This is a genomic window from Paraburkholderia sp. BR10937 (genome assembly GCF_040965695.1).
Classification (GTDB): Bacteria; Pseudomonadota; Gammaproteobacteria; order Burkholderiales; family Burkholderiaceae; genus Paraburkholderia.
On sequence record NZ_JBFRCL010000001.1, the window covers coordinates 177377 to 196659 of the forward strand.

Below are 19283 nucleotides of genomic sequence, written 5' to 3' on the forward strand. Positions count from 1 at the left end.
TTGTGATTGCGCGACGCCTCTGCATACCCCTCAAGGCGTGCCCGCGAACGACTGCGTGCTCAGCCACGCGCCCAGCTGATTGGCGAAATCGTCGCTGGCCGCCTGCAGCGCACGCACGCCGCCCGCGGCGTCCGGTGTCGGCGCCGGCGCGCGCGTGGCGAACGAGCGCTGCGCCAGCACCCTGCCGCCCTGCATGAGCGTTGCGCGCGCAGCCAGCACGCCCGCGCTTTGCGTCGGGCTCTCGAACACCTGTTCGAACTCATAGAGTTCGACCTTGAGCATCGGCGCCTGCACGGCGTCGCCACCCGCGAGCACCGTCGCGTGCGCGCCGAGCGACGTGCGCAGGCGTTCCGTGAGCAGCCGCGCGGGCGACATCGTCCAGCGGCTGTTCGCGTAACGCGCCGTGCGCTGCGAGTCGAAATTCATCCGGTAGAGGATGCCGTCGTTATCGAGCGGCGGCGGCGCGCTCACAGCCAGCACCTTCAGGAGCGGCCGGGCACCCGGCGCGCCAGGCGCCGCGAGGGTGGCCGGCGCGCCTGGCGCTTCCTGCGACGACTGCAGGCCGAGGTCGTAGCGCGCCTCGTTGATCGAAGACGGACTGCCCGCGCAGGCGGCGAGCAGCGCACCGAGCGCGAGCGCCGCCAGCCAGGCCGAGCCGGCGGTTGCGGCGCGTTGCATCGATCGTGGCAAGCGTGATGTGCGTGACATTGCGTTTCCTTCTTTGGCGCGCGGCGCATACGCCGCGCGAAACTGCATCGAATGATGTCGCGTAAGGCCGTCAGGCAGCGGCGCGGCCTACTTCGTCCCTGCAGCCGACGGCCACGCGAAGCCCGGCTCGCCGGGCCCGGGCGCCGGCTGCGGCGCGCCGCCGAACAGCACGCTGCGCGGGCTCGTGCTGAAGGTGCCCGCCGCGCGGTCCACCGCGCGCATGGCCGAGCGCACGTCGTCGGTGAGCGAGTCGACGCGCGGCAGCGTGTCGTAGCCCACGCGCGCCGACAGGTCCTGGATCGAGACGTCGATCGAGGTGAGCGCCGCGCCCGCCTGGGCCGCCGCCGTGCCGGCCTTGTTGAGGTTGGTCTGGAACGGGCCGTCCGGGCGGTTCATGCTCGTGATGAGCGTATTGGTCGACTGCAGCGTGTGCTGGAGCTCCGTCACCGCGCCCGGCAGCTGCTTCGTGGCGGGCTGGAGCTGTTCGGCGAGCACGTTCACGCTGCTCGCGGCCTGCTGCAGGCTGTTCACGGCCTGCATCACCTGCTTGCGGTTGTCCTCGGAGAGCATTTCGTCGATGTCGCCGGCAATGTTGTCGAGCTTGCGCAGGAGCGCGTCGCCGCGGCGCTGGAGCTGGTCGAGCAAGCCAGGACGCAGCGGCAGCTCGGCCACGTGCGCATCCGACGAATGGAGCGGCGAGAGGTCCACGCCGTTGTCGTCGAGCTGCACGAACGCGATGCCCGTCACGCCCTGCAGCGCGAGCGAGCCGAAGGTGGAGCGCGTCATCGGCGCCTTCTGGTCGACGAGAATGCGAATGCGGATCTGGCCCGGATGCTGGGCATCGAACTTGATCGACTGCACCTTGCCCACGTCGATCCCGCGAAAACGCACCGCCGCATCCGGATAGAGGCCCGTCACGCTCGAGCGCGAAATGAGGTCGTACGGCACGCGCACGGCCCGATCGGCGCTGAAGAAGATGACGACGAGCGCGATCACGATCAGCAGCCCTATCGTGAACATGCCCGCCCAGAACGCATGCGGTTTGTTTTCCATCGTCAGATTCCTTCTTTGGCGGCCGCGGCGCGCCGGTTGAGCCGGTCAGGCCGGATAGAGGCGTGCGCAGGCCCTACCACGGCTTGTACCCCACGGCTGCGGGAGCGAGCGCCGCCGGCGGCAGCTTCGCGCGCCGCTCGGGCGGCAGCGCCTGGAGCGCGCGGCGACCGCGCATGCCCAGAAAGTACTCGCGGATGAACGGATGATCGACGCTCGCCGCCTCCTCCACGGGCGCCGCGACGAGCACCCGGCGCTCGGCCAGCACGGCCACGCGCGTGGAGAGCGCGACCATGGCGTCGAGGTCGTGCGTGACGAGCACGACGGTGAGCCCCAACGCCCGGTGCAGCGTGCTGATGAGCTCCACCACTTCATCGGAGGAGCGCGGGTCGAGCCCGGCCGTGGGCTCGTCGAGAAAGAGCAGCTCCGGCTCCAGCACGATCGCGCGCGCGAGACCCACGCGCTTGATCATGCCGCCCGACAGCGCGGCCGGCATTTTCGAGGCGTGCTTGCACGGCAGCCCGACCATTTCGAGCTTGAGCATCACGATGTCGCGCAGCAGGGCGGCCGGCACCTTGCCGAGTTCGCGCACCGGCTGGGCGATGTTATCGAACACCGTGAGCGACGAGAACAGCGCGCCTTGCTGGAACAGCATGCCGGTGCGCGTGCGCATGAGGCGGGCGCGCTCGGCGTCGATGGTCGTGATGTTCTCGCCGAACATCTTGATGGTGCCCGAGGTCGGCTTCTCGAGCCCGAGTATCTGGCGCACGAGGGTGGTCTTGCCCGAGCCCGAGCCGCCCACCAGCGTGACGATCTCGCCACGGCGAATTTCGAGGTTCAGATGCTGATGGACGATGTTGCGCCCATAGCGCTTCGAGAGATTGTGGACCTCGATCACCGGCTCGCCGATGGCCGGCAGCGGCAGATCCTGCGCGACCTCCTTGAGCGGCGTGGTGATCGTGCCGGTCGTTTTCGTCTCGATCGTCGTAACCGTCGTGCCAGTCGTGCTCATGAAAGCCCCACGTTCTGGAACAGGATCGCGAACACGGCGTCGGCGAGGATCACGATCGTGATCGACGTGACGACCGACGTGGTCGTGCCCTCGCCCAGGCTCTGCGAATTCGCCTTGATGCGAAAGCCGAAGTGACAGCCCACGATCGCCACCAGCATGCCGAACGCCACTCCTTTGCCGAGGCCGATCCACAGATTGGCGATCGGCACGACGCTGGGCATCGAGCGCATGAACCACGAAATGTCGATGCCCAGCACGATCTTCGCCGCGATCGCGCCGCCTAGCAACGCAATGATGTCGGTCCAGATCACGAGCAGCGGCATCGCAATGCCGAGCGCCACCACGCGCGGCAGGATCAGACGCAGGCCGTGCGAGATGCCCATCACGCGCATGGCGTCGAGTTCCTCGGTCACGCGCATCACGCCGATCTGCGCCGTGATGGCCGAGCCCGAGCGCCCCGCCACGAGAATCGCCGAGAGCACGGGCCCGAGTTCGCGGATCACCGCGAGGCCGAGGATATTGACGATGAACTGGTTCGCGCCGAACAGGCGCAATTGCTGCGCCGAGAGGTACGACAGCACGATGCCGATCAGAAACGCGACGAGTGCCGTGATCGGCAGCGCGCGCGCGCCGGCGTTGTAGATGTTCGCCGAAATCTCGATCCACGGCGTGACCTTGGGCTTGCGCAACACGAGCAGCAGATCGAGGATCACGCGCCCGAACATCGCGATGCCGCCATACAGGTGGTCGAAGAACGAGAAGATCGCGAGGCCGAGCTGCGTGACCGGATCGATGCGCACGATGCGCTCCGCCGGTTCGCGCACGGAGTCGAGCAGCGCGATGCGCTCGAAGATGTCGCGCTGCGTCTGCGTGAGGTCGACGAGGTCGGTGGGCAGCTTGTGGCCCCAGACGCGCCAGAGCGCCTGGCCGCCTACGTGGTCCATGCGCTCCACGCCCGAGAGGTCCCATTCGCCGATGCGCTCTTCGGCGAGCGCACGCAGACGGCGCGCGGCGCCGCCCTGATCGCGGTCGCGCGCGAGCGCGAGCGCTGTCCACTGGCCAGACAGGCGCACGGTCTTTCCGTGGGTGCCGGCCGAGACTTCAAGGCCGGGCGGCGTGTCTTGATTCAAGGGTAAGCACTCGACGGACGGGGTGAGCAAACATTGTAGCGAACGCGCCCCGTTTCGTCGGTCCGAAAGCGCACGGTTGGCTTTCAGACACGAGGCGAACTGTGGGCAACTCTCTGGATAACTTGTGGACCGCCTGTGGGCGGCCTGTGAATTGCCCAAAGATTAGGCAAATTGCAGGGGAACCGGCGGGGCGATTACCACCTTCGACCCTGTGGACGATTCCGTGGATAACCTGTGGGCTGCCTGTGGGTGGCATGTGGATTGCCCACATTTCGGGTCGAAACCAGCGTTGCGGGCTGCTACCCGCGCCCCAGCCACTACAATATGAGACATGAACGCGACGCCCCCCACCCCCGAGACTCCGAGCGCCGGCGACTGGCGCATCGACCGCAACCGCGCGATCACGTTGTTCGGCCCGGCCGCACACGACTGGCCCATCGAGATCGTCGAGGAAACCGGCTCGACCAACGCCGACCTCATGGCGCGCCTGAAGGCGCTGCCGCAACAGCGCGACGCGCTCGCACGCCCGATCGTGCGCGTGGCCTATCTGCAGACGGCCGGCCGCGGCCGGCGCGGCCGCACCTGGGTCGCGCAGCCCGGCGACGCGCTGCTGTTCTCGATCGGCTGCGTGCTGCCGCGCCCGATCGAAGGGCTCGCGGGCTTGAGCCTCGCAGTCGGCTCGGCGCTGGTGGACGGCCTGCGCACGCTGCCCGTGACCGCGCCCGGACAAATCGCGCTCAAGTGGCCCAATGACGTGCTGCTCGAAGGCGACAAGCTGGTGGGCATCCTCGTGGAAACCGCCTGGGCCACCGCCGACGCCACGGCGGTCGTGATCGGCATCGGTACGAACGTGCGCGGCGAAGATGCGCTCGCCGCCAGCGTCGAGGCGCTCAACGCCGCCGGCGGCAGCGCGGCGGTCGTGCCCGGCACGACGCCCACGGCGCTGTCGCGCGCGTGGCCGAACGCCAACCTCACCGACACGCTCGCCGCCGAACTCAACGCGCTCGAAGCCGCGCTGCAACGCTTCGGCACGGCGGGCTTTGCGCCCTTCCAGGCGCGCTGGAACGCGTGCCACGCGTATGCAGGCCGCGAGGTCGCCATCTACGAGCAAGGCAAGGAGCTGCTGCGCGGCACGGCGGCCGGCGTGGACGAGCGCGGCCAGTTGCTCCTCGATACGCCGAACGGGCGCGAGACCGTCACGGCCGGCGACGTGTCGCTGCGGCTCGCGGACAGCGGTGCATGAGCCGCGGCCCCTTCCTCCTGATCGACGCAGGCAACAGCCGGATCAAATGGGCGCTCGTCGCGCCAGACGGGTCGCGCCTGCACGCGGGAACGATGGATCACGTGCGCGACGACGATGCGCAATCCACCAAGGCCGCACGCCAAACCGGAAGCGAAGACTGGGCGACGCTGCCCCGGCCCAGCGGCGCGTGGATCTCGAACGTCGCGGGCGCGGCGGTCGGCGAACGCCTCGACGCGCTGGTGGAGGCGCACTGGCCCGGTCTCTCGCGCATCGTGGTGCGGGCCTGCGCGCAGCAGTGCGGCGTGACGAACAGCTATGCCACGCCCGACGCGCTCGGCAGCGACCGCTGGGCCGGCATGATCGGCGCGCACGCCGCGTATCCGGACGAGCCGCTCCTGATCGCGACATTCGGCACGGCCACCACGCTTGAAGCGCTGCGCGCCGACGGCACGTTCGTCGGCGGCATGATCGCGCCGGGTTTCACGCTCATGATGCGCTCGCTCGGCGAGCACACCGCGCAACTGCCCGTGGTCGCCGGCGGCATGGCGAATGCTGCTCACCCCGGCATCGCCTTCGCCACCGACACGCGAAGCTCGATCTCGGCGGGCTGTGCGCTCGCGCAGGCCGCGCTCATCGAGCGCGCCTGGGCCGATCTGCAGGATGCGTGGAGAATGCCGGTGCGGCTCGTGGTGAGCGGCGGCGCGGCGGCCGAAGTGACAGCGGCGCTCAAGGTGCCGCATACTCGCCACGATGCACTGGTGCTGTCGGGCCTCGCGCTCATCGCGGCACACTCCTGAGACGCGCGCCCCACGCGCCGCCCACATCTGGCCCTGAAACTGAACGAACGATTTCGAAGGAGCTTCACACGATGCTGCGCTGGCTGATCGCCATTCTGATTCTCGCCAACGGGCTGGCCTTTGCGGCCATTGGCGGCGTGTTCGGCCCGACGCCCTCGTCGGGTACGCGCGAAACCCAGCACCTGAATCGGCAGATCCACCCCGAGCGGCTGGTGGTGAAGGCGATCCGGCCGTCCGAATCGGCCGATGTGCCGACCGTCGGCGGCCCGGTGGCGGATCCGTCGGTGCAGGCGTCGACCCTCACGCAGTAAGCGGCGCTGCAAAAACGCAACCGGCCGGAGGCCGGGCACGCCCAAGCCTTGCGTTGGGCGGCCCGGCCTGCGGCCGGTTTTGCATCGTCCGCCGCACGGTGCGGACGGACGCCAGTACTTACTTCGATCCTTCCTGCGCGCGCACTTTCTGCAGCAGCTTCGTCGTGGAGCGGTCGTGCTCGAAGGCGATCGCGAGCGCCCGCCCGCCCCAGCCGCGCACCAACGCCGACTCCGGCAGCGCGTCCATGTCGTAGTCGCCGCCCTTCACGAGAATATCGGGGCGCAAGGCCCCGATCAGCTCGACGGGCGTCTGCTCGCCGAACTGCACGACCCAGTCCACGCTCTCCAGCGCCGCCAGCAGCACCATGCGGTCGTTCTCGTTGTTGATGGGGCGGTCGTCGCCCTTGCCGAGCATCTTCACCGAAGCGTCGCTATTCACGCCGACGATCAGCGTGGCGCCCAGCGCCTTCGCATCGGCGAGATAGGTGACGTGTCCGCGGTGCAGGATGTCGAAGACGCCATTGGTGAACACCACAGGGCCGGGCAGCGAGGCGCGCAGTTGCGCGAGCGCCTCGCGGGTCATGATCTTGCGTTCGAAGGTAGCGGGCATGGAATGAGGCTCGGATAAAAAATAGGCGCGGATCGCATCGGGCAAGCCGCATGGGTCAAACCGCATGGGGCAAGCCGTTCAGACGCGCGCCAATGAAAACGGCCCGTCACGCGAGAAGCGCTTCGGGCCGTCCCGGTCGCGGCGCGCCACCAAGGCACGCACGCGAGATGTCCCGGCGCGTCAGGCCGGCTGTTGCGTGCCTTGCTCGGCCTGCAGGCGCTGCACCACTTCCTTGCGATAGCGGTTCAGCTCCTGTGCCGTGGTGAACGTGCGCTCGAACAGGATCGACAGGTTGTGCAGAATGCGCTCGATCACCTTCTTTTCCCAGCCGTCGTCGAAGCGGATTTGCTCGTCGAGCCAGCGCTCGAGCCATTCCGGGTCGGGCAGGCGCGACTGCACGGTGTCGCGCGGGAACAGCGCCTGGTTCACGTGCAGGTTCGTGGGGTGCAGCGGCTTTTCGGTGCGGCGCGCCGAAGCCATCAGCACGCCGATCTTCGCGAACGCCGCGCGCGCGACGTCGCCGAAATTGTTGAGCGCCTTCTTCATGTAACGCAGATAAGCGCCGCCGTGGCGCGCTTCGTCGCGCGAAATCGTTTCGTAGATGGCCTTGATGACCGGCTCCGTGTGCCATTCGGCAGCACGGCGATACCAGTGGTTCAGGCGGATTTCGCCGCAGAAGTGCAGCATGAGCGTTTCGAGCGGCGGCGCCGGATCGAACTCGAAGCGCACGGCGTGCAGTTCTTCTTCGGACGGCACCATTTCCGGCTTGAAGCGGCGCAGGTATTCCATGAGCACGAGCGAATGCTTTTGCTCCTCGAAGAACCACACGCTCATGAACGCCGAAAAGTCGCTGTCGTGATGGTTGTCGCGCAGAAACATTTCCGTGGCCGGCAGCGCCGACCATTCGGTGATCGCGTTCATCTTGATGGTCGCGGCCTGCTCATCGGTAAGGAGCGACGCATCGAACTTGTCCCAGGGAATGTCCTTTTCCATGTCCCATCGGACCGATTCGAGCGATTTGTAAAGTTCCGGATAAAGCATCGTGTTCATAGTCCCGCCCCTGATCTGCGCAAAACGCGCGCATGACGAATTCGTAGCGTGCCGCGTGCCCGCATACAACGCGGCCGCGCAGGCAAAAAGCATTTAATTTTACGCGGTATCCGGCCCTCTGGACGCAATCGCAGACCGGCGAACGCAACACGCGTTGCCCCACGACAATCCAGCCAACCGGAATGAAGGCGCCGTCGTGGATTCTGGGTAGCTGCTCCGTTCCTCGAACCCGGCCGCCTGATACCGCTGATCACCACCGATACCCGCGAGGCGTGCAAGCCATCGCCGCGGGCCTATGCGACACAATGCCGCACTCTAGCACCCCACGTCGACGTCCTTTTGACACGCCTCGCTGGCTGATTTTTCAATGGGCAAACATCCCGCCCGTCAAGGCCGTGGAACCTGCGCGGCGAAGCGCCGCAACGCCGCCCGCAACTCCCACAAATAACCAGAAAAACCTTACACAATAATAGCATGCCGGTGTTTCAGTTCCGCCGCGCCCCAAAATCGTTGCTCGCGCCGTCTGTCGGAGCTTTGAGCCAAGTCAAAAGAACATCGCTTTGCGCGAGCGTGTCGCGGTAACCCAGCTCGATCAACTCACGCGTGAATTCACGCTCGAACAGCAGATAGCTCGCGAATGCCGCGCCCGAAGCGCGGTTGCCGCCCATCGCGCCCAGCAGCATGCGCACCGAGCGCGGCAACTGCTGCAAATGGCGCGCGGCGATCAGCTCGATGCGCTCGCTCGGCGCGATCGCGAGCACCTCGACATGGCGCCAGCCGCTTTCCGGCTCCACCGTGTGCGGCAGTTGCAGCACCATGCGATTCACGTGCTCGATGCGCTCGATATCGGCGCCAAGCGAGTCGAGGAACACGCTCGCGAGCACCTGCTGGCCGATCTGCGCGAGTGTCGGATAGCGGTCGATGTCGGGGCGCGCCGCGGGCACTTCCGGCGTGGGCGCCGCGGCGCCCAGCACGACGATGCGCTGCGCGCCGAAGTGGATGGCCGGCGAGAGCGGCGCGATCTGCCGCACCGAGCCGTCGCCGAAATATTCGTGACGGCCGTCGAGCTCGAGACGCACGGCCGGGAACACGAACGGAATCGCCGCCGAAGCGAGCAGATGCGCGGGCGTGAGTGCGACCATGCGCGCGGTGCGTTGCGCGCGCCGCCACGCGCTGATCGGCTCGCACGCCTGGTAGAACGTGACGTGCCGCCCCGACGAATAGCTGAGCGCCGTGACGGCGAGGGCGTAGAGCAGCCGCTCGTCGAGCATTTGCTCGATGCGATGGAAATTGAGCGCGTGCGGGAGCATCCGCGCGAGCGGCGTGCTGTCGAACAAGGTGCGCGGCGCGGCGTGCGCGCCCACGCTCGATGCAGCCCAGCCGAACGCGAGCGCGGCGAGCCAGCGCGCGCCCGCGGCCGCGACGCCGGGCCAGTCGGTGCGATAGATCTGGCTGGCGCGCATGTCCGACCAGACGTCGACGAGGCGCGCGGCGCCGTGCGCGAACTGGTCGGCGTGGCTCGCGATCGAGGTGGCATTGATCGCGCCCGCCGAGGTGCCGCAGATCACCGTGAAGGGCATGGCGCGGCGCGCCGGCTCGGTCTGGCTGGCCAGCTCCGCAAGCGCGCGCAAGGCGCCGGCCTGGTAGGCCGCGCGCGCGCCACCGCCCATCATCACGAGCGCAAGCCGCATGATGCCGACGCTCCCCGTTGTTGTTCAGCTTTTGTCCCGCGGTTGGCCTTCTGTTGCCTTGCTGTTGCGTCCCGCGGGACGGTTCTTCGTGACGTGACGCGGCGCGCCTTATTCCGGCTGCGCCGGCGCCTTCTTCGCGCCGCGCGGCGCGCTGCGGCCCGCGCCGCCGCCGCTGTTGCCATTGCCATTGCCATTGCCGTTGCTCGCGTTGCCGGTGTTGCTGCTCCGCTTGGCGGTGCTGCTGCGTTTGGCCGTGGCGGCTTCGGTCTTCGCCTGCGCCTCGTTCACCGCTTCGGCGGCCGCTTGCGCGGCCTGCGCCGCGGCCGCGGGCTGCGCCATCGCGAATTGCGCGAGCTGGTTGAACTGCGCCTGCACGAGATTCCACCACGAACCGGCGTCAAAACCCGGCGGCGCGGCAGCCGCACCCTCGGACGCAGCGCCTGCGTTCGCGGCCTCCGGCTCGGCGGCCCGCTCGCGTGCGGCGCCCGCTCTCGGCGCTTCGGATTCGGCGTGCGTCGGGGTCATCTGCGCCTGCGCGAACGCGCCGAACGCACGCAGCGTGGTGAGCGTGGCGCGCTGTACCTCGAGCGCCTGGATGGCGGACTGCAACATGCCGAGATTGAGCTTGAGCCACTGCTCGACGGCGCGCAGATCGGTAATGCGCTTGTCGAGCTCCTCGATGCTGGTGAGCGGCGTCATCATGTCTGTCATCATCGAAAGCGGCGGGCCAAAGGCTTGCGCCACGCCCGGTTCGCCGCCCGGAAACGCGCCGCCGAACGGCGTGAGGCGCATCATCCCCCACATCTGGTCGAGCATTTCGGCGGGCGGAAAGCCTGGAAAACCCGGGAAAGGCGGCATGGTGCCTGCTGAGTCGGTCATGCGGTACTCCCTCGCATAGATAGGTGGTCAAATGCGCGCGCGTGGGCGGCACGAAACGATCTCTTCGATGATAGCGCGCGTAAAAGCAGAAATCGGCACAAAGCGCGCGTCAGAATGGATCGCCGCCCGGAAACTCCGGCGCGCGCCGCTCGCGCAGCGACTGCACGCCTTCGCGCACGTCGGGCCCCGCGAAGCCCATGAATTCGAGCGCGAGCGACGTGTCGAAGTTCGGCCCCGCCATGCGCAGCCAGTTGTTGAGCGCGTACTTGGTCCAGCGCAACGCGGTTTGCGAACCGTTGGCGAGGCGCTTGGCCACTTCGAACGCCTTCGGCAGCAAGTCGTTCTCGTCCACGGCGAGCGAGACGAGGCCGATGCGCTCCGCCTCCTCGCCGCTCACCGGCTCGCACAGCAGCAGGTAGTACTTCGCCTTCGCCATGCCGCACAACAGCGGCCACACGATCGCCGCGTGGTCCCCCGCCGCGACGCCCAGGCGCGTATGGCCATCGATGATGCGTGCCGTTTTGGTGGCAATGGAAATGTCGGCCAGCAGTCCCGCGACGAGCCCCGCGCCCACCGCCGGACCGTGCATGGCCGAGACGATCGGCTTGCCGCAGTTGATCACGTTGTAGACGAGGTCGCGCGCCTCGCGCCACACGCGTGCGCGCACGTCGAAATGCGTGGCCATGTCCTCGACGAGCTGCAGGTCGCCGCCCGCCGAAAAGCCCTTGCCCTCGCCGCGAATTACCGCGACGCGCGCGTCGGGATCGCGGTCCACGTCGCGCCAGATCTCGGCGAGTTCGCGGTGCATGTTGGCGTCGGCGGTCGCGAGACTGCTCTTGTTCGTGCCCTCGCCGCTCATCACGATCTCGACGATGCCGTGCTCGTGCCGCCGCACGCGCAGCGCGTGATAGCGGGCGTAAAAAGGATCGTTCATGGGCGGACCTCCTTTGCTTCGGATTGCTGATTACGTAAATACGCTGGCAGTGCGGCTCGTCAATGCGGCTGGTATGCCCACTTGCCATCGCGGATCTCGACCATCACGCGTGCTCGCGCGTCGAGGCCGAGGTGATCGGTGGCGCTCATGTTGACGACGCCATTGGTGTCATGCTGGCCGTGCGTCGCTTCGAGTGCGTCGCGCAGCGCGTGGCGAAACGCGGGCGTGCCGGGCGCAGCCGACTTGAGCGCAACGGGTATCGCGTTCTGCAGCAGGAGTCCCGCGTCCCATGTATATGCGCCGAACGCCGACACGGTACCCGCGCCGTTGCGTGCTTCATAACGCGAAATATAGTCGAGCGCGTGGCGCCGGCCAGGCTGGTCCTCGGGCAGTTGCGCGGCCACGAGCACCGGGCTTGCGGGCAGGAAGGTGCCGTTGCAGTCGGCGCCGCACACGCGCAGGAAGTCGCGGTTGCCCACGCCGTGGTTGTGATAGACGACGCCCTTGTAGCCGCGCTCCCTGAGCGCCTTGGGCGGCAGCGCGGCGGGCGTGCCGGCCGCGCCCACCACGACGGCATCGGGGTGCGCCGCGACGATCTTGAGCACCTGCCCCGTCACGCCCGGATCGGTGCGATTGAAGCGCTCGTTCGCGACGAGCTTGATGTCGTGTTGCTGCGCGACCTTCGCGATCTCGGCATAGAAGGTCTCGCCGAGCGCGTCGGCCTGGCCGATATAGGCAAGCGTCTTCACGTTGTGCGCGGCTGCGTGATCCATGATCGCGCCGGCCATCATCGCGTCGGTTTGCGGCGTCTTGAACATCCAGTGGCGCTTGTCGTCGACGGGCTCGATGATCTTCGCCGACGATGCGAGCGAGATCGTGGGCGTCTCGCCTTGCGCGATCACGTCGAGCATCGCGAGCGAATTGGGTGTGATCGACGAGCCGATGATCGCGTCGACATGCTGCTCGTCGATGAGCTTCTTGGTGTCCTGCACGGCCTGGGTCGTGTCGGAGGCGTCGTCGAGCACGATGTACTGAACTTTCTGGCCCGCGATCTCGGTGGGGAACATCGCGGCGGTGTCGCGCGCGGGAATGCCGAGCGAGGCGGCTGGGCCCGTGAGCGAAAGCACGAGGCCGATCTTGACCTGCGCGAGCGCGAGCGTGGGCGCACAGACAGAAAGAAGCAGGGCGATGCGTACAGCAAGACGGCTGGGGCGAGAAGCGTTCACGGTGTCTCCTTTTCGTTTTGCGTTCGGATGCTGCGTGCTTCTACGGCTCGTACGTTGACTGGTCTGCCCGATGCGCTCGAAGAAAAAGGGCGTTCGCCAGTGTAGCCGCACGCGTGGCGCGCGGCATCCGGCGAAACCCTTCAGCGTTTGCGTGTCAATGCTCGCCGTGCAGCGACGCCACAGCCTGATCGATCGCGCCGAAAATCGACTTGCCCGCTTCGTCGAGCATCTCGATCTTCACGCTGTCGCCGAACTTCATGAACTCGGTGCTCGCCTGTCCGCTTTCGATCATTTCGAGGCAGCGCTTCTCGGCAATGCAGCAGTAGCCGCGCCTGGCGTCCTTGTTCGAGACCGTGCCCGAACCCACGATGGCGCCCGCGCGCAGATTGCGTGTTTTCGCGGCGTGCGCGATCAGCTGGCCGAAGTGGAACACCATGTCCGTGCCGGCATCGGGCTGGCCGACCTTCCTGCCGTTCCAGTGCACGATGAGCGGCAGGTGCACGCGCCCTTCGCGCCAGTGCTCGCCGAGCTCGTCAGGCGTGACCATCACTGGCGCGAATGCGCTGGCCGGCTTGCTCTGGAAAAAGCCGAAGCCCTTCGCGAGTTCCGCGGGAATGAGATTGCGCAGCGAGACGTCGTTGACGAGCGTGACAAGGCGCACGGCCCGCAGCGCTTCGTCGGGGCTCGCGCCCATCGGCACGTCGCCGGTCACGACGGCCACTTCGGCCTCGAAGTCGATGCCGAACGCCTCGGACGCGCACACGATGTCGTCGCACGGCCCGATGAAGTCGTCGCTGCCGCCCTGGTACATGAGCGGGTCGGTCCAGAATTCGGCGGGCATCTCGGCGCCGCGCGCGCGCCGCACGAGTTCGACGTGATTCACGTACGACGAGCCATCCGCCCATTGGTACGCACGCGGCAGCGGCGCCATGCAGTCGCGCGCGTCGAAGCTGAACGCGTTGCGCGCGCGCCCGTAGTTGAGCGCGTCGTACAGCTCGGCGAGCTGCGGCGCGTAGAAGCGCCAGTCGTCGAGCACGCGCTGCAGCGTGGGTGCGATCGCGTCGGCGATGGCGGCGCTGCGCAGGTCGCGGGAAACGACGATCAGCTGGCCGTCGCGGGTGCCGTCCTTCAGCGTGGCAAGTTTCATGGAATCAGACGTGAGTGACGATAAGGGAAATGTATTCTACGATGGTGAATCGGCGGGCCCCAAGCGGGCGCGCCACATGCCCTCAGTCGCCGTACGTTTGAACACCACAACGCAGCCATGCCGCCAACCGTCCGATCCGCTTCGCCGCGCGCGAGCGCCCCTGACGCCACAAACGCCGACGATCTCGCCGACACCCTCGACACCGCCGAAGCCGTGGAAGGCGCCGAAGCCGGCGAAGAAAAACTGCGCTCGGGCATCCAGTCGATCGAAGTGGGTTTTCGCCTGCTCGAAGTGCTCACCAGCGAGCCGCGCGCGATGATGCTGCGCGACCTCGCGCAGCGCGCGGGCATGAGCCCGGCGAAGGCGCACCGCTATCTCGTGAGCTTCATGCGCCTCGGCGTGGTCGCGCAGGACCCGCTCTCGGGGCGCTACGAACTGGGCGGCTTCGCGTTGCAGCTCGGACTCGCGCGCCTCGCGCGCGTGGACGGCGTCAAGCTCGCGCGCCTCGCGCTCACCGAATTGCGCGACGCGCTCGACATCACCGTGGGCATCGCCGTATGGGGCAACCAGGGGCCGACCGTCGTGCACTGGCTCGAGTCGAGCCACCCCGCGAAAGCGTCGCTCAAGCTCGGCGACGTCATGCCGATGCTCAGTTCCGCCACGGGCCTGCTGTTCGCCGCCTACCTGCCGCGCAGCAAGACCGCCCCGATGATCGAGCGCGAACTCGCGGGCGCGCAGCACTACTCGTATGGCTCGACGCCGCGTACGGCCGAGGCGCTCGAACTGGCGCTCGCAGAAGTTCGCGAGCATGGTGCAGCCCGCGTGGAGGGCATGTTGCTGCCGACCATCCACGCGTTCTGCACGCCTGTCTTCGACGCGAGCGGCGAACTCGCGCTCGGGCTCATCGCGCTCGGTCACGAAGGCGCGTTCGATATCGCCTGGAACGGCGCCGTGGACACCGCGCTGCGCGCATGCGCCGAAAAACTGTCGTACGAATTAGGGTACAGTCCAACGCCGCGCTGAGGGCTGTATGTCTGGGCCGGCACACATGTGACCCCGCTCGCGCGCGTCTGCGTTTCTGCAGGCACCCGGCGGGTTGTGTCACATTAACGTACGAGCGATACCGACCCACGAACCGCCGATGTCCACTCCCGCCGCCCCGCGCGAGGCACGCCGCCTCGACACCGACTCACGCACGCCGCAGCGCATGCGCGCGTGGCGCTGGGTCGGCGTGTTCGTCGCGGTCACGGCGCTGCATTGGCTCGCGGCTGAATGGTTCGAGCGGCATCACGGCGCGCCGCCGCCTGTCGTGCACGTGCGCGTGCCGGTGCAAGTGGCGCTGCTCAAACCCGAGCGCATCGAGCGCGAGGCCAAGCCCGCGGGCCCCGCGGCGGCGCCCGCGCATACCGCGCCCAAACCGGCGCCCAAGCCCGCCGAGCCGCATACGCTGCACGCGGTGACGCCGCCCAAACCGCACCCCAAAGCGCCGGCCTCGCCGCCGGATACGCAGGCGGCGTCCGCGCCCGCAGCCGCATCGCCAGCCAGCGTGAGCGCCGCCGGCACCAGCGGGACAGCAAGCACTGCGCCGGGCAACGGCAAGCAGCCTGCGGCACCCGCCACGCAGGCCTCGCATGGGCTGAAGTTTTCGGTGCCGCCATCGGGCGAACTGCAGTACGACACCTTCTATAACGGCGTGCGCAATCAGCCCGGCACGATCCACTGGTCGAGCGACGGGCAACGCTACGAGATGGTCGTGCGTGTGCCCCTGCCCTTCGTCGGCGAGTTCAGCTGGACGAGCAAGGGCCGCGTGGACGCCTTCGGCCTCGCGCCCGATCAGTACATCGAAAAGCGCGGCCATCGTCCTTCGGACGTGACGGTTTTCAACCGCACCGACAAGCAGATCGTCTTCACGCGCACGCCCAATTCGCTTGCGCTGCCCGATGGCTCGCAGGACCGCTTCAGCATGGTGATGCAGCTCTCGAGCCTCGTGCGCGGCGACCCCGATGCGTACAAGCCCGGCGTCACGCGCGAGTTCTATGTCGCGGACAACGACAGCGGCGAGACCTGGCCCATCACCACGATCGGCGACGAAACCGTGAGCACGGATCATGGCTATGTCACGGCGCGCCACTTCATGCGTCTGCCGCGCCGCGAGGGCGACAAGCGGCGCATCGACGTGTGGCTCGCGCAGTCGCTCGGCTGGTTGCCCGTGCGCCTCGTGCAAACCGAACCGAATGGCAACCAGTTCGAACTGGTGTGGCGTGGCGCGCTCACGGTGCCGGACGCATCGAACGCGCCCGCGCCGGCGCCCGACTCCGCAGCGGCCGCGACCGCCACGACGCCCGGCGCCGCATCCGACACAACCTCGGCACAATCCGCAACGCCGGAAGCGGCGCCGGCTTCTGCGCCCGTTACGTCGCAACCGGAACCGCAACCGTCGGCGCAGCCGGCGCCTCCCGCCAATATGCAGACAGAAACGCCAGCCGAAGCACCGCCGCCACCGTCCACCGGCGACGCACAACCCTCGCCCGCTTCGCCGGGCCCGGCGCCCGAGCATCCCTGAGCGCGCGAGCGCACGCAGCGCGCGATCCGGACAGCCCGCTTCGCAACACAAATTCGCGGAATAGCGCATACTGGACTCGAGCCATGCGTCAAGGATCGCAAGGCATCGCGCGCAACACGAAGGGCCAAAGAACAAGCAGACGAAACACGGCAGCACGACACGGCGCGCAGACAACGGACCAGCGAACGGACCAACAAACGGACCAGCACGAACAAACCGATTCAACGCTGCACAAGACGGACAAGATCGGCACGACACAATAAACAGCGCAGCAAACAGGGACGCGACACACAAGCTAACGAACATCGCATCGCGCATCGTCTGCGCGCTCCAGGCGCGCGGATTGCTCTACCAGCATCGCGTGCATGCAGTACCTCGCAATCGGCTTGACTCCCAGCCTGGAAGGCGAAGGAGGAACCCATGCAAGTGACTGTCAACGGCATCGATACGCACTATGTCTTCGACGACAGGAGCGGCGGGCCCGCGCTGGCGTTCATTCACCAACTGGGCGGCGACCTTGGCGTGTGGGACACGCTCGCCGGACATTTCCGCCATCGCCACAGCGTGCTGCGCTATGACGTGCGCGGCCACGGCGCGAGCGCCGTCGCGAGCGAGCCCTTCGGCTTCGCAGATCTCGCCGCCGACCTCGATGCGCTTTTCGACGCCACTGGCATCGAGCATGCGCATCTCGTCGGTATGTCGATGGGCGGCATGATCGCGCAGCAGTTCGCGCTCGATTATCCGGAACGCGTGACGACGCTCACGCTTTGCGACACGGCGAGCCATACGCCGCCACAAGCACGCGAAACATGGAACGATCGCGCCGCCACAGTACGCAGCGAGGGTCTCGGGGCGCTCGTCGACGCGACGATGGCACGCTGGTTCACCGCCGACTTCCGGCACGCGCATGCGCCGACTGTCGAGCGCATTTGTGACGTTTTATTACGGACCCCTTCAGAAGGCTATGCGATGGCCTGCGAGGCGCTACGCGATTTCGACGTGCACAAGAGGCTCGCGCAACTGCGCGTGCCGACGCTCGCAGTCGCGGGCCGCCACGACAGCGGCACGCCGATGGCCATGACGCAGGCCCTTGCAAGAGCGATAGAAGGGTCGCATTTCGTGGTGCTCGATGCCGCACATCTGGCCCCGGTAGAGGAGTCGCACCGTTTCACCGCTTTGCTAGAAACGTTTCTCAAGCAGTTGGTCTAAGTAGTTCGAAGTAAAAGCATCATGGCAGTGGCAGCAGACGCAGTTGAGAAGTGAAGTAAAAAAGGGAGAGCAGTCCACATAAGAGGTGATGCGGGACCCACCCCTTGAATTCCAGAACGAACGCTCCATGTATTGACCGAGAAGGTCAGGGAGCACAGGAAAAAGGAGTGTCGCCATGCAAATGATCTACAACAGTCCCAACTATTGCGTCGTCGAGTTCCCACCGCAGGACGGCCACAGTGCCATGCGCGCAGGCGGCTACGAGATCGTCGACAAAAACGCACGCCGCGAGATCTTCATCGACGGCGTGATGGCGGCACGTTTTCGCGAAGACGTGCAAAAGCTGATGGACGAAGACCAGTCGCTCGACGAAGTCGACGAATTCCTCGGACAGTTCGACAGCCTCATGCAGCAACCCGTCGTGCTTCACTGACGCTAGCGCACCCCGCGGCACTCAACGCGCAGCGTCCTTCACACGAAACCCCGTTCGGCTTGCCGGGCGGGGTTTTCTTTTGGCCGTCCGGCGCGCGCCGCAGCGGTTGCCGGCACGCGACGCCGCCCGCAGCGGCGGGTTGCCGCAGCGGCTACAATGTGGGGTTTCCCAGTTCAACCGGCACCACGCCCGCCCGCGATCCATGAACCAGCCCGCAGCCCTTGCCTCGCGCCCCGCCGGGGACGCCAAATACACGCGCGGCGCAGCGCTTCCCGCGCTGCTCGCCTCGCGCATCGTGATCCTCGACGGCGCGATGGGCACGATGATCCAGCGCTACAAGCTCGACGAAGCCGCCTACCGCGGCGAACGCTTCAAGGACTACCCGCGCGATATCAAGGGCAACAACGAACTGCTCTCGCTCACGCAGCCGCAGATCATCAGCGAGATTCACGAGCAGTATCTCGCGGCGGGCGCGGACATCATCGAGACCAACACGTTCGGCGCGACCACGGTGGCCCAGGACGACTACGGCATGGGCGATCTCGCCATCGAGATGAACGTCGAGTCGGCAAAGCTCGCGCGCGCCGCATGCGAAAGGTATTCCACGCCGGACAAGCCGCGCTTCGCCGCGGGCGCGATCGGGCCGACGCCGAAAACGGCGAGCATCTCGCCCGACGTGAACGATCCGGGCGCGCGCAACGTGACGTTCGAAGAGCTGCGCCATGCGTACTACGAGCAGGCGAAGGCGCTCATGGACGGCGGCTGCGACCTCTTCCTGGTCGAGACGATCTTCGACACGCTCAACGCCAAGGCCGCGCTGTTCGCGCTCGACCAACTCTTCGAAGACACGGGCGAGAATCTGCCGATCATGATCTCGGGCACCGTCACCGACGCCTCGGGCCGCATTCTCTCGGGCCAGACCGTCGAAGCGTTCTGGAACTCGCTGCGCCACGCGAAGCCGCTCACGTTCGGCCTGAACTGCGCGCTGGGCGCGGCGCTCATGCGCCCGTACATCGCCGAGCTCGCGAAGCTCTGCGACACCTACGTCTCGTGCTACCCGAACGCGGGCCTGCCCAACCCGATGAGCGACACGGGCTTCGACGAAACGCCCGCCGACACCTCGGCACTGCTCAAGGAATTCGCGAGCGCCGGCCTCGTGAACGTGGCGGGCGGCTGCTGCGGCACGACGCCCGAGCACATCGCGGCCATCGCCAAGGCACTCGCCGAGATCAAGCCGCGCCGCTGGCCCGGCCAGTATCGCGACGCCGCCTGACGCCACATTCGATCGCC

Annotated in this window: 19 protein-coding genes; 8 read left to right on the forward strand and 11 right to left on the reverse strand. The window is 67.3% G+C overall.

The window, feature by feature from the left end; translation table 11 throughout:
- Positions 1-30: 30 nt before the first annotated feature.
- From AB4Y44_RS00830 to AB4Y44_RS00845, 4 genes are all read right to left on the reverse strand, one after another.
- Positions 31-708, reverse strand: a complete 678-nt coding sequence (locus AB4Y44_RS00830) for an ABC-type transport auxiliary lipoprotein family protein (protein WP_342919506.1) — start codon at positions 706-708, stop codon at positions 31-33.
- Between the two features lie 87 nt (positions 709-795).
- Positions 796-1761 (reverse strand): MlaD family protein, encoded by a 966-nt coding sequence (locus AB4Y44_RS00835; protein ID WP_342919507.1) that lies wholly within the window; start codon positions 1759-1761, stop codon positions 796-798.
- 73 nt (positions 1762-1834) lie between these two features.
- The gene (locus AB4Y44_RS00840) at positions 1835-2770 is read right to left on the reverse strand and encodes an ATP-binding cassette domain-containing protein (RefSeq protein ID WP_342919508.1); all 936 of its coding nucleotides are present in this window, start codon (positions 2768-2770) and stop codon (positions 1835-1837) included.
- Positions 2767-3900 carry an ABC transporter permease gene (locus AB4Y44_RS00845; protein ID WP_342919509.1) on the reverse strand — a complete coding sequence of 378 codons (1134 nt, stop codon included), beginning with the start codon at positions 3898-3900 and terminating at the stop codon, positions 2767-2769. The genes AB4Y44_RS00840 and AB4Y44_RS00845 overlap by 4 nt, the downstream gene beginning before the upstream one ends.
- A gap of 331 nt (positions 3901-4231) precedes the next feature.
- On the opposite strand from AB4Y44_RS00845, the gene AB4Y44_RS00850 reads away from it, so the two are divergent.
- The 3 genes from AB4Y44_RS00850 to AB4Y44_RS00860 all read left to right on the forward strand — a co-directional run bounded on the left by AB4Y44_RS00850 (position 4232) and on the right by AB4Y44_RS00860 (position 6251).
- Positions 4232-5143: a biotin--[acetyl-CoA-carboxylase] ligase gene (locus AB4Y44_RS00850; protein ID WP_342919510.1), complete on the forward strand. Its 912-nt coding sequence runs from the start codon at positions 4232-4234 to the stop codon at positions 5141-5143.
- Positions 5140-5940, forward strand: a complete 801-nt coding sequence (locus AB4Y44_RS00855; RefSeq protein WP_368698443.1) for a type III pantothenate kinase — start codon at positions 5140-5142, stop codon at positions 5938-5940. Before AB4Y44_RS00850 ends, AB4Y44_RS00855 begins: the two co-directional genes overlap by 4 nt.
- Before the next feature lie 71 nt (positions 5941-6011).
- On the forward strand, positions 6012-6251 hold the full coding sequence (locus AB4Y44_RS00860; protein ID WP_133185352.1) for a hypothetical protein: 240 nt from the start codon (positions 6012-6014) through the stop codon (positions 6249-6251).
- 118 nt (positions 6252-6369) lie between these two features.
- Here AB4Y44_RS00860 and rfaE2 read toward each other — a convergent pair whose 3' ends face one another.
- From rfaE2 to AB4Y44_RS00895, 7 genes are all read right to left on the reverse strand, one after another.
- Positions 6370-6861 carry a D-glycero-beta-D-manno-heptose 1-phosphate adenylyltransferase gene (gene rfaE2 / locus AB4Y44_RS00865; RefSeq protein ID WP_368698444.1) on the reverse strand — a complete coding sequence of 164 codons (492 nt, stop codon included), beginning with the start codon at positions 6859-6861 and terminating at the stop codon, positions 6370-6372.
- Positions 6862-7041: 180 nt separating this feature from the next.
- Positions 7042-7911, reverse strand: coding sequence for a ferritin-like domain-containing protein (locus tag AB4Y44_RS00870; RefSeq protein WP_254340923.1), 870 nt, complete (start codon positions 7909-7911; stop codon positions 7042-7044).
- A gap of 485 nt (positions 7912-8396) precedes the next feature.
- Positions 8397-9602: a patatin-like phospholipase family protein gene (locus AB4Y44_RS00875; RefSeq protein ID WP_368698445.1), complete on the reverse strand. Its 1206-nt coding sequence runs from the start codon at positions 9600-9602 to the stop codon at positions 8397-8399.
- Between the two features lie 108 nt (positions 9603-9710).
- On the reverse strand, positions 9711-10481 hold the full coding sequence (locus AB4Y44_RS00880; RefSeq protein ID WP_368698446.1) for a PhaM family polyhydroxyalkanoate granule multifunctional regulatory protein: 771 nt from the start codon (positions 10479-10481) through the stop codon (positions 9711-9713).
- A 109-nt stretch (positions 10482-10590) separates the two neighbouring features.
- The gene (locus AB4Y44_RS00885; RefSeq protein WP_342919515.1) at positions 10591-11415 is read right to left on the reverse strand and encodes an enoyl-CoA hydratase/isomerase family protein; all 825 of its coding nucleotides are present in this window, start codon (positions 11413-11415) and stop codon (positions 10591-10593) included.
- 59 nt (positions 11416-11474) lie between these two features.
- On the reverse strand, positions 11475-12605 hold the full coding sequence (locus AB4Y44_RS00890; protein ID WP_368698549.1) for an ABC transporter substrate-binding protein: 1131 nt from the start codon (positions 12603-12605) through the stop codon (positions 11475-11477).
- 190 nt (positions 12606-12795) lie between these two features.
- A complete protein-coding gene (locus tag AB4Y44_RS00895) occupies positions 12796-13788 on the reverse strand; it encodes a fumarylacetoacetate hydrolase family protein (RefSeq protein ID WP_342919516.1) in 993 nt (330 codons plus the stop codon).
- Between the two features lie 117 nt (positions 13789-13905).
- Here AB4Y44_RS00895 and AB4Y44_RS00900 point away from each other — a divergent pair, with 117 nt between their 5' ends.
- The 5 genes from AB4Y44_RS00900 (at position 13906) to AB4Y44_RS00920 (ending at position 19266) form a co-directional block, all read left to right on the forward strand.
- Entirely contained in the window at positions 13906-14811 is a 906-nt protein-coding gene (locus AB4Y44_RS00900) for an IclR family transcriptional regulator (protein ID WP_342919517.1), read from the forward strand.
- A 184-nt stretch (positions 14812-14995) separates the two neighbouring features.
- Positions 14996-16351, forward strand: a complete 1356-nt coding sequence (locus tag AB4Y44_RS00905; RefSeq protein ID WP_368698550.1) for a DUF3108 domain-containing protein — start codon at positions 14996-14998, stop codon at positions 16349-16351.
- Positions 16352-16771: 420 nt separating this feature from the next.
- Positions 16772-17560 carry a 3-oxoadipate enol-lactonase gene (pcaD, locus tag AB4Y44_RS00910; protein ID WP_342919518.1) on the forward strand — a complete coding sequence of 263 codons (789 nt, stop codon included), beginning with the start codon at positions 16772-16774 and terminating at the stop codon, positions 17558-17560.
- Positions 17561-17735: 175 nt separating this feature from the next.
- Positions 17736-17993, forward strand: coding sequence for a DUF3567 domain-containing protein (locus tag AB4Y44_RS00915; protein ID WP_028201771.1), 258 nt, complete (start codon positions 17736-17738; stop codon positions 17991-17993).
- A gap of 202 nt (positions 17994-18195) precedes the next feature.
- Complete coding sequence (locus tag AB4Y44_RS00920; RefSeq protein ID WP_342919519.1) at positions 18196-19266, forward strand: homocysteine S-methyltransferase family protein; 1071 nt, start codon at positions 18196-18198, stop codon at positions 19264-19266.
- Positions 19267-19283 lie beyond the last annotated feature (17 nt).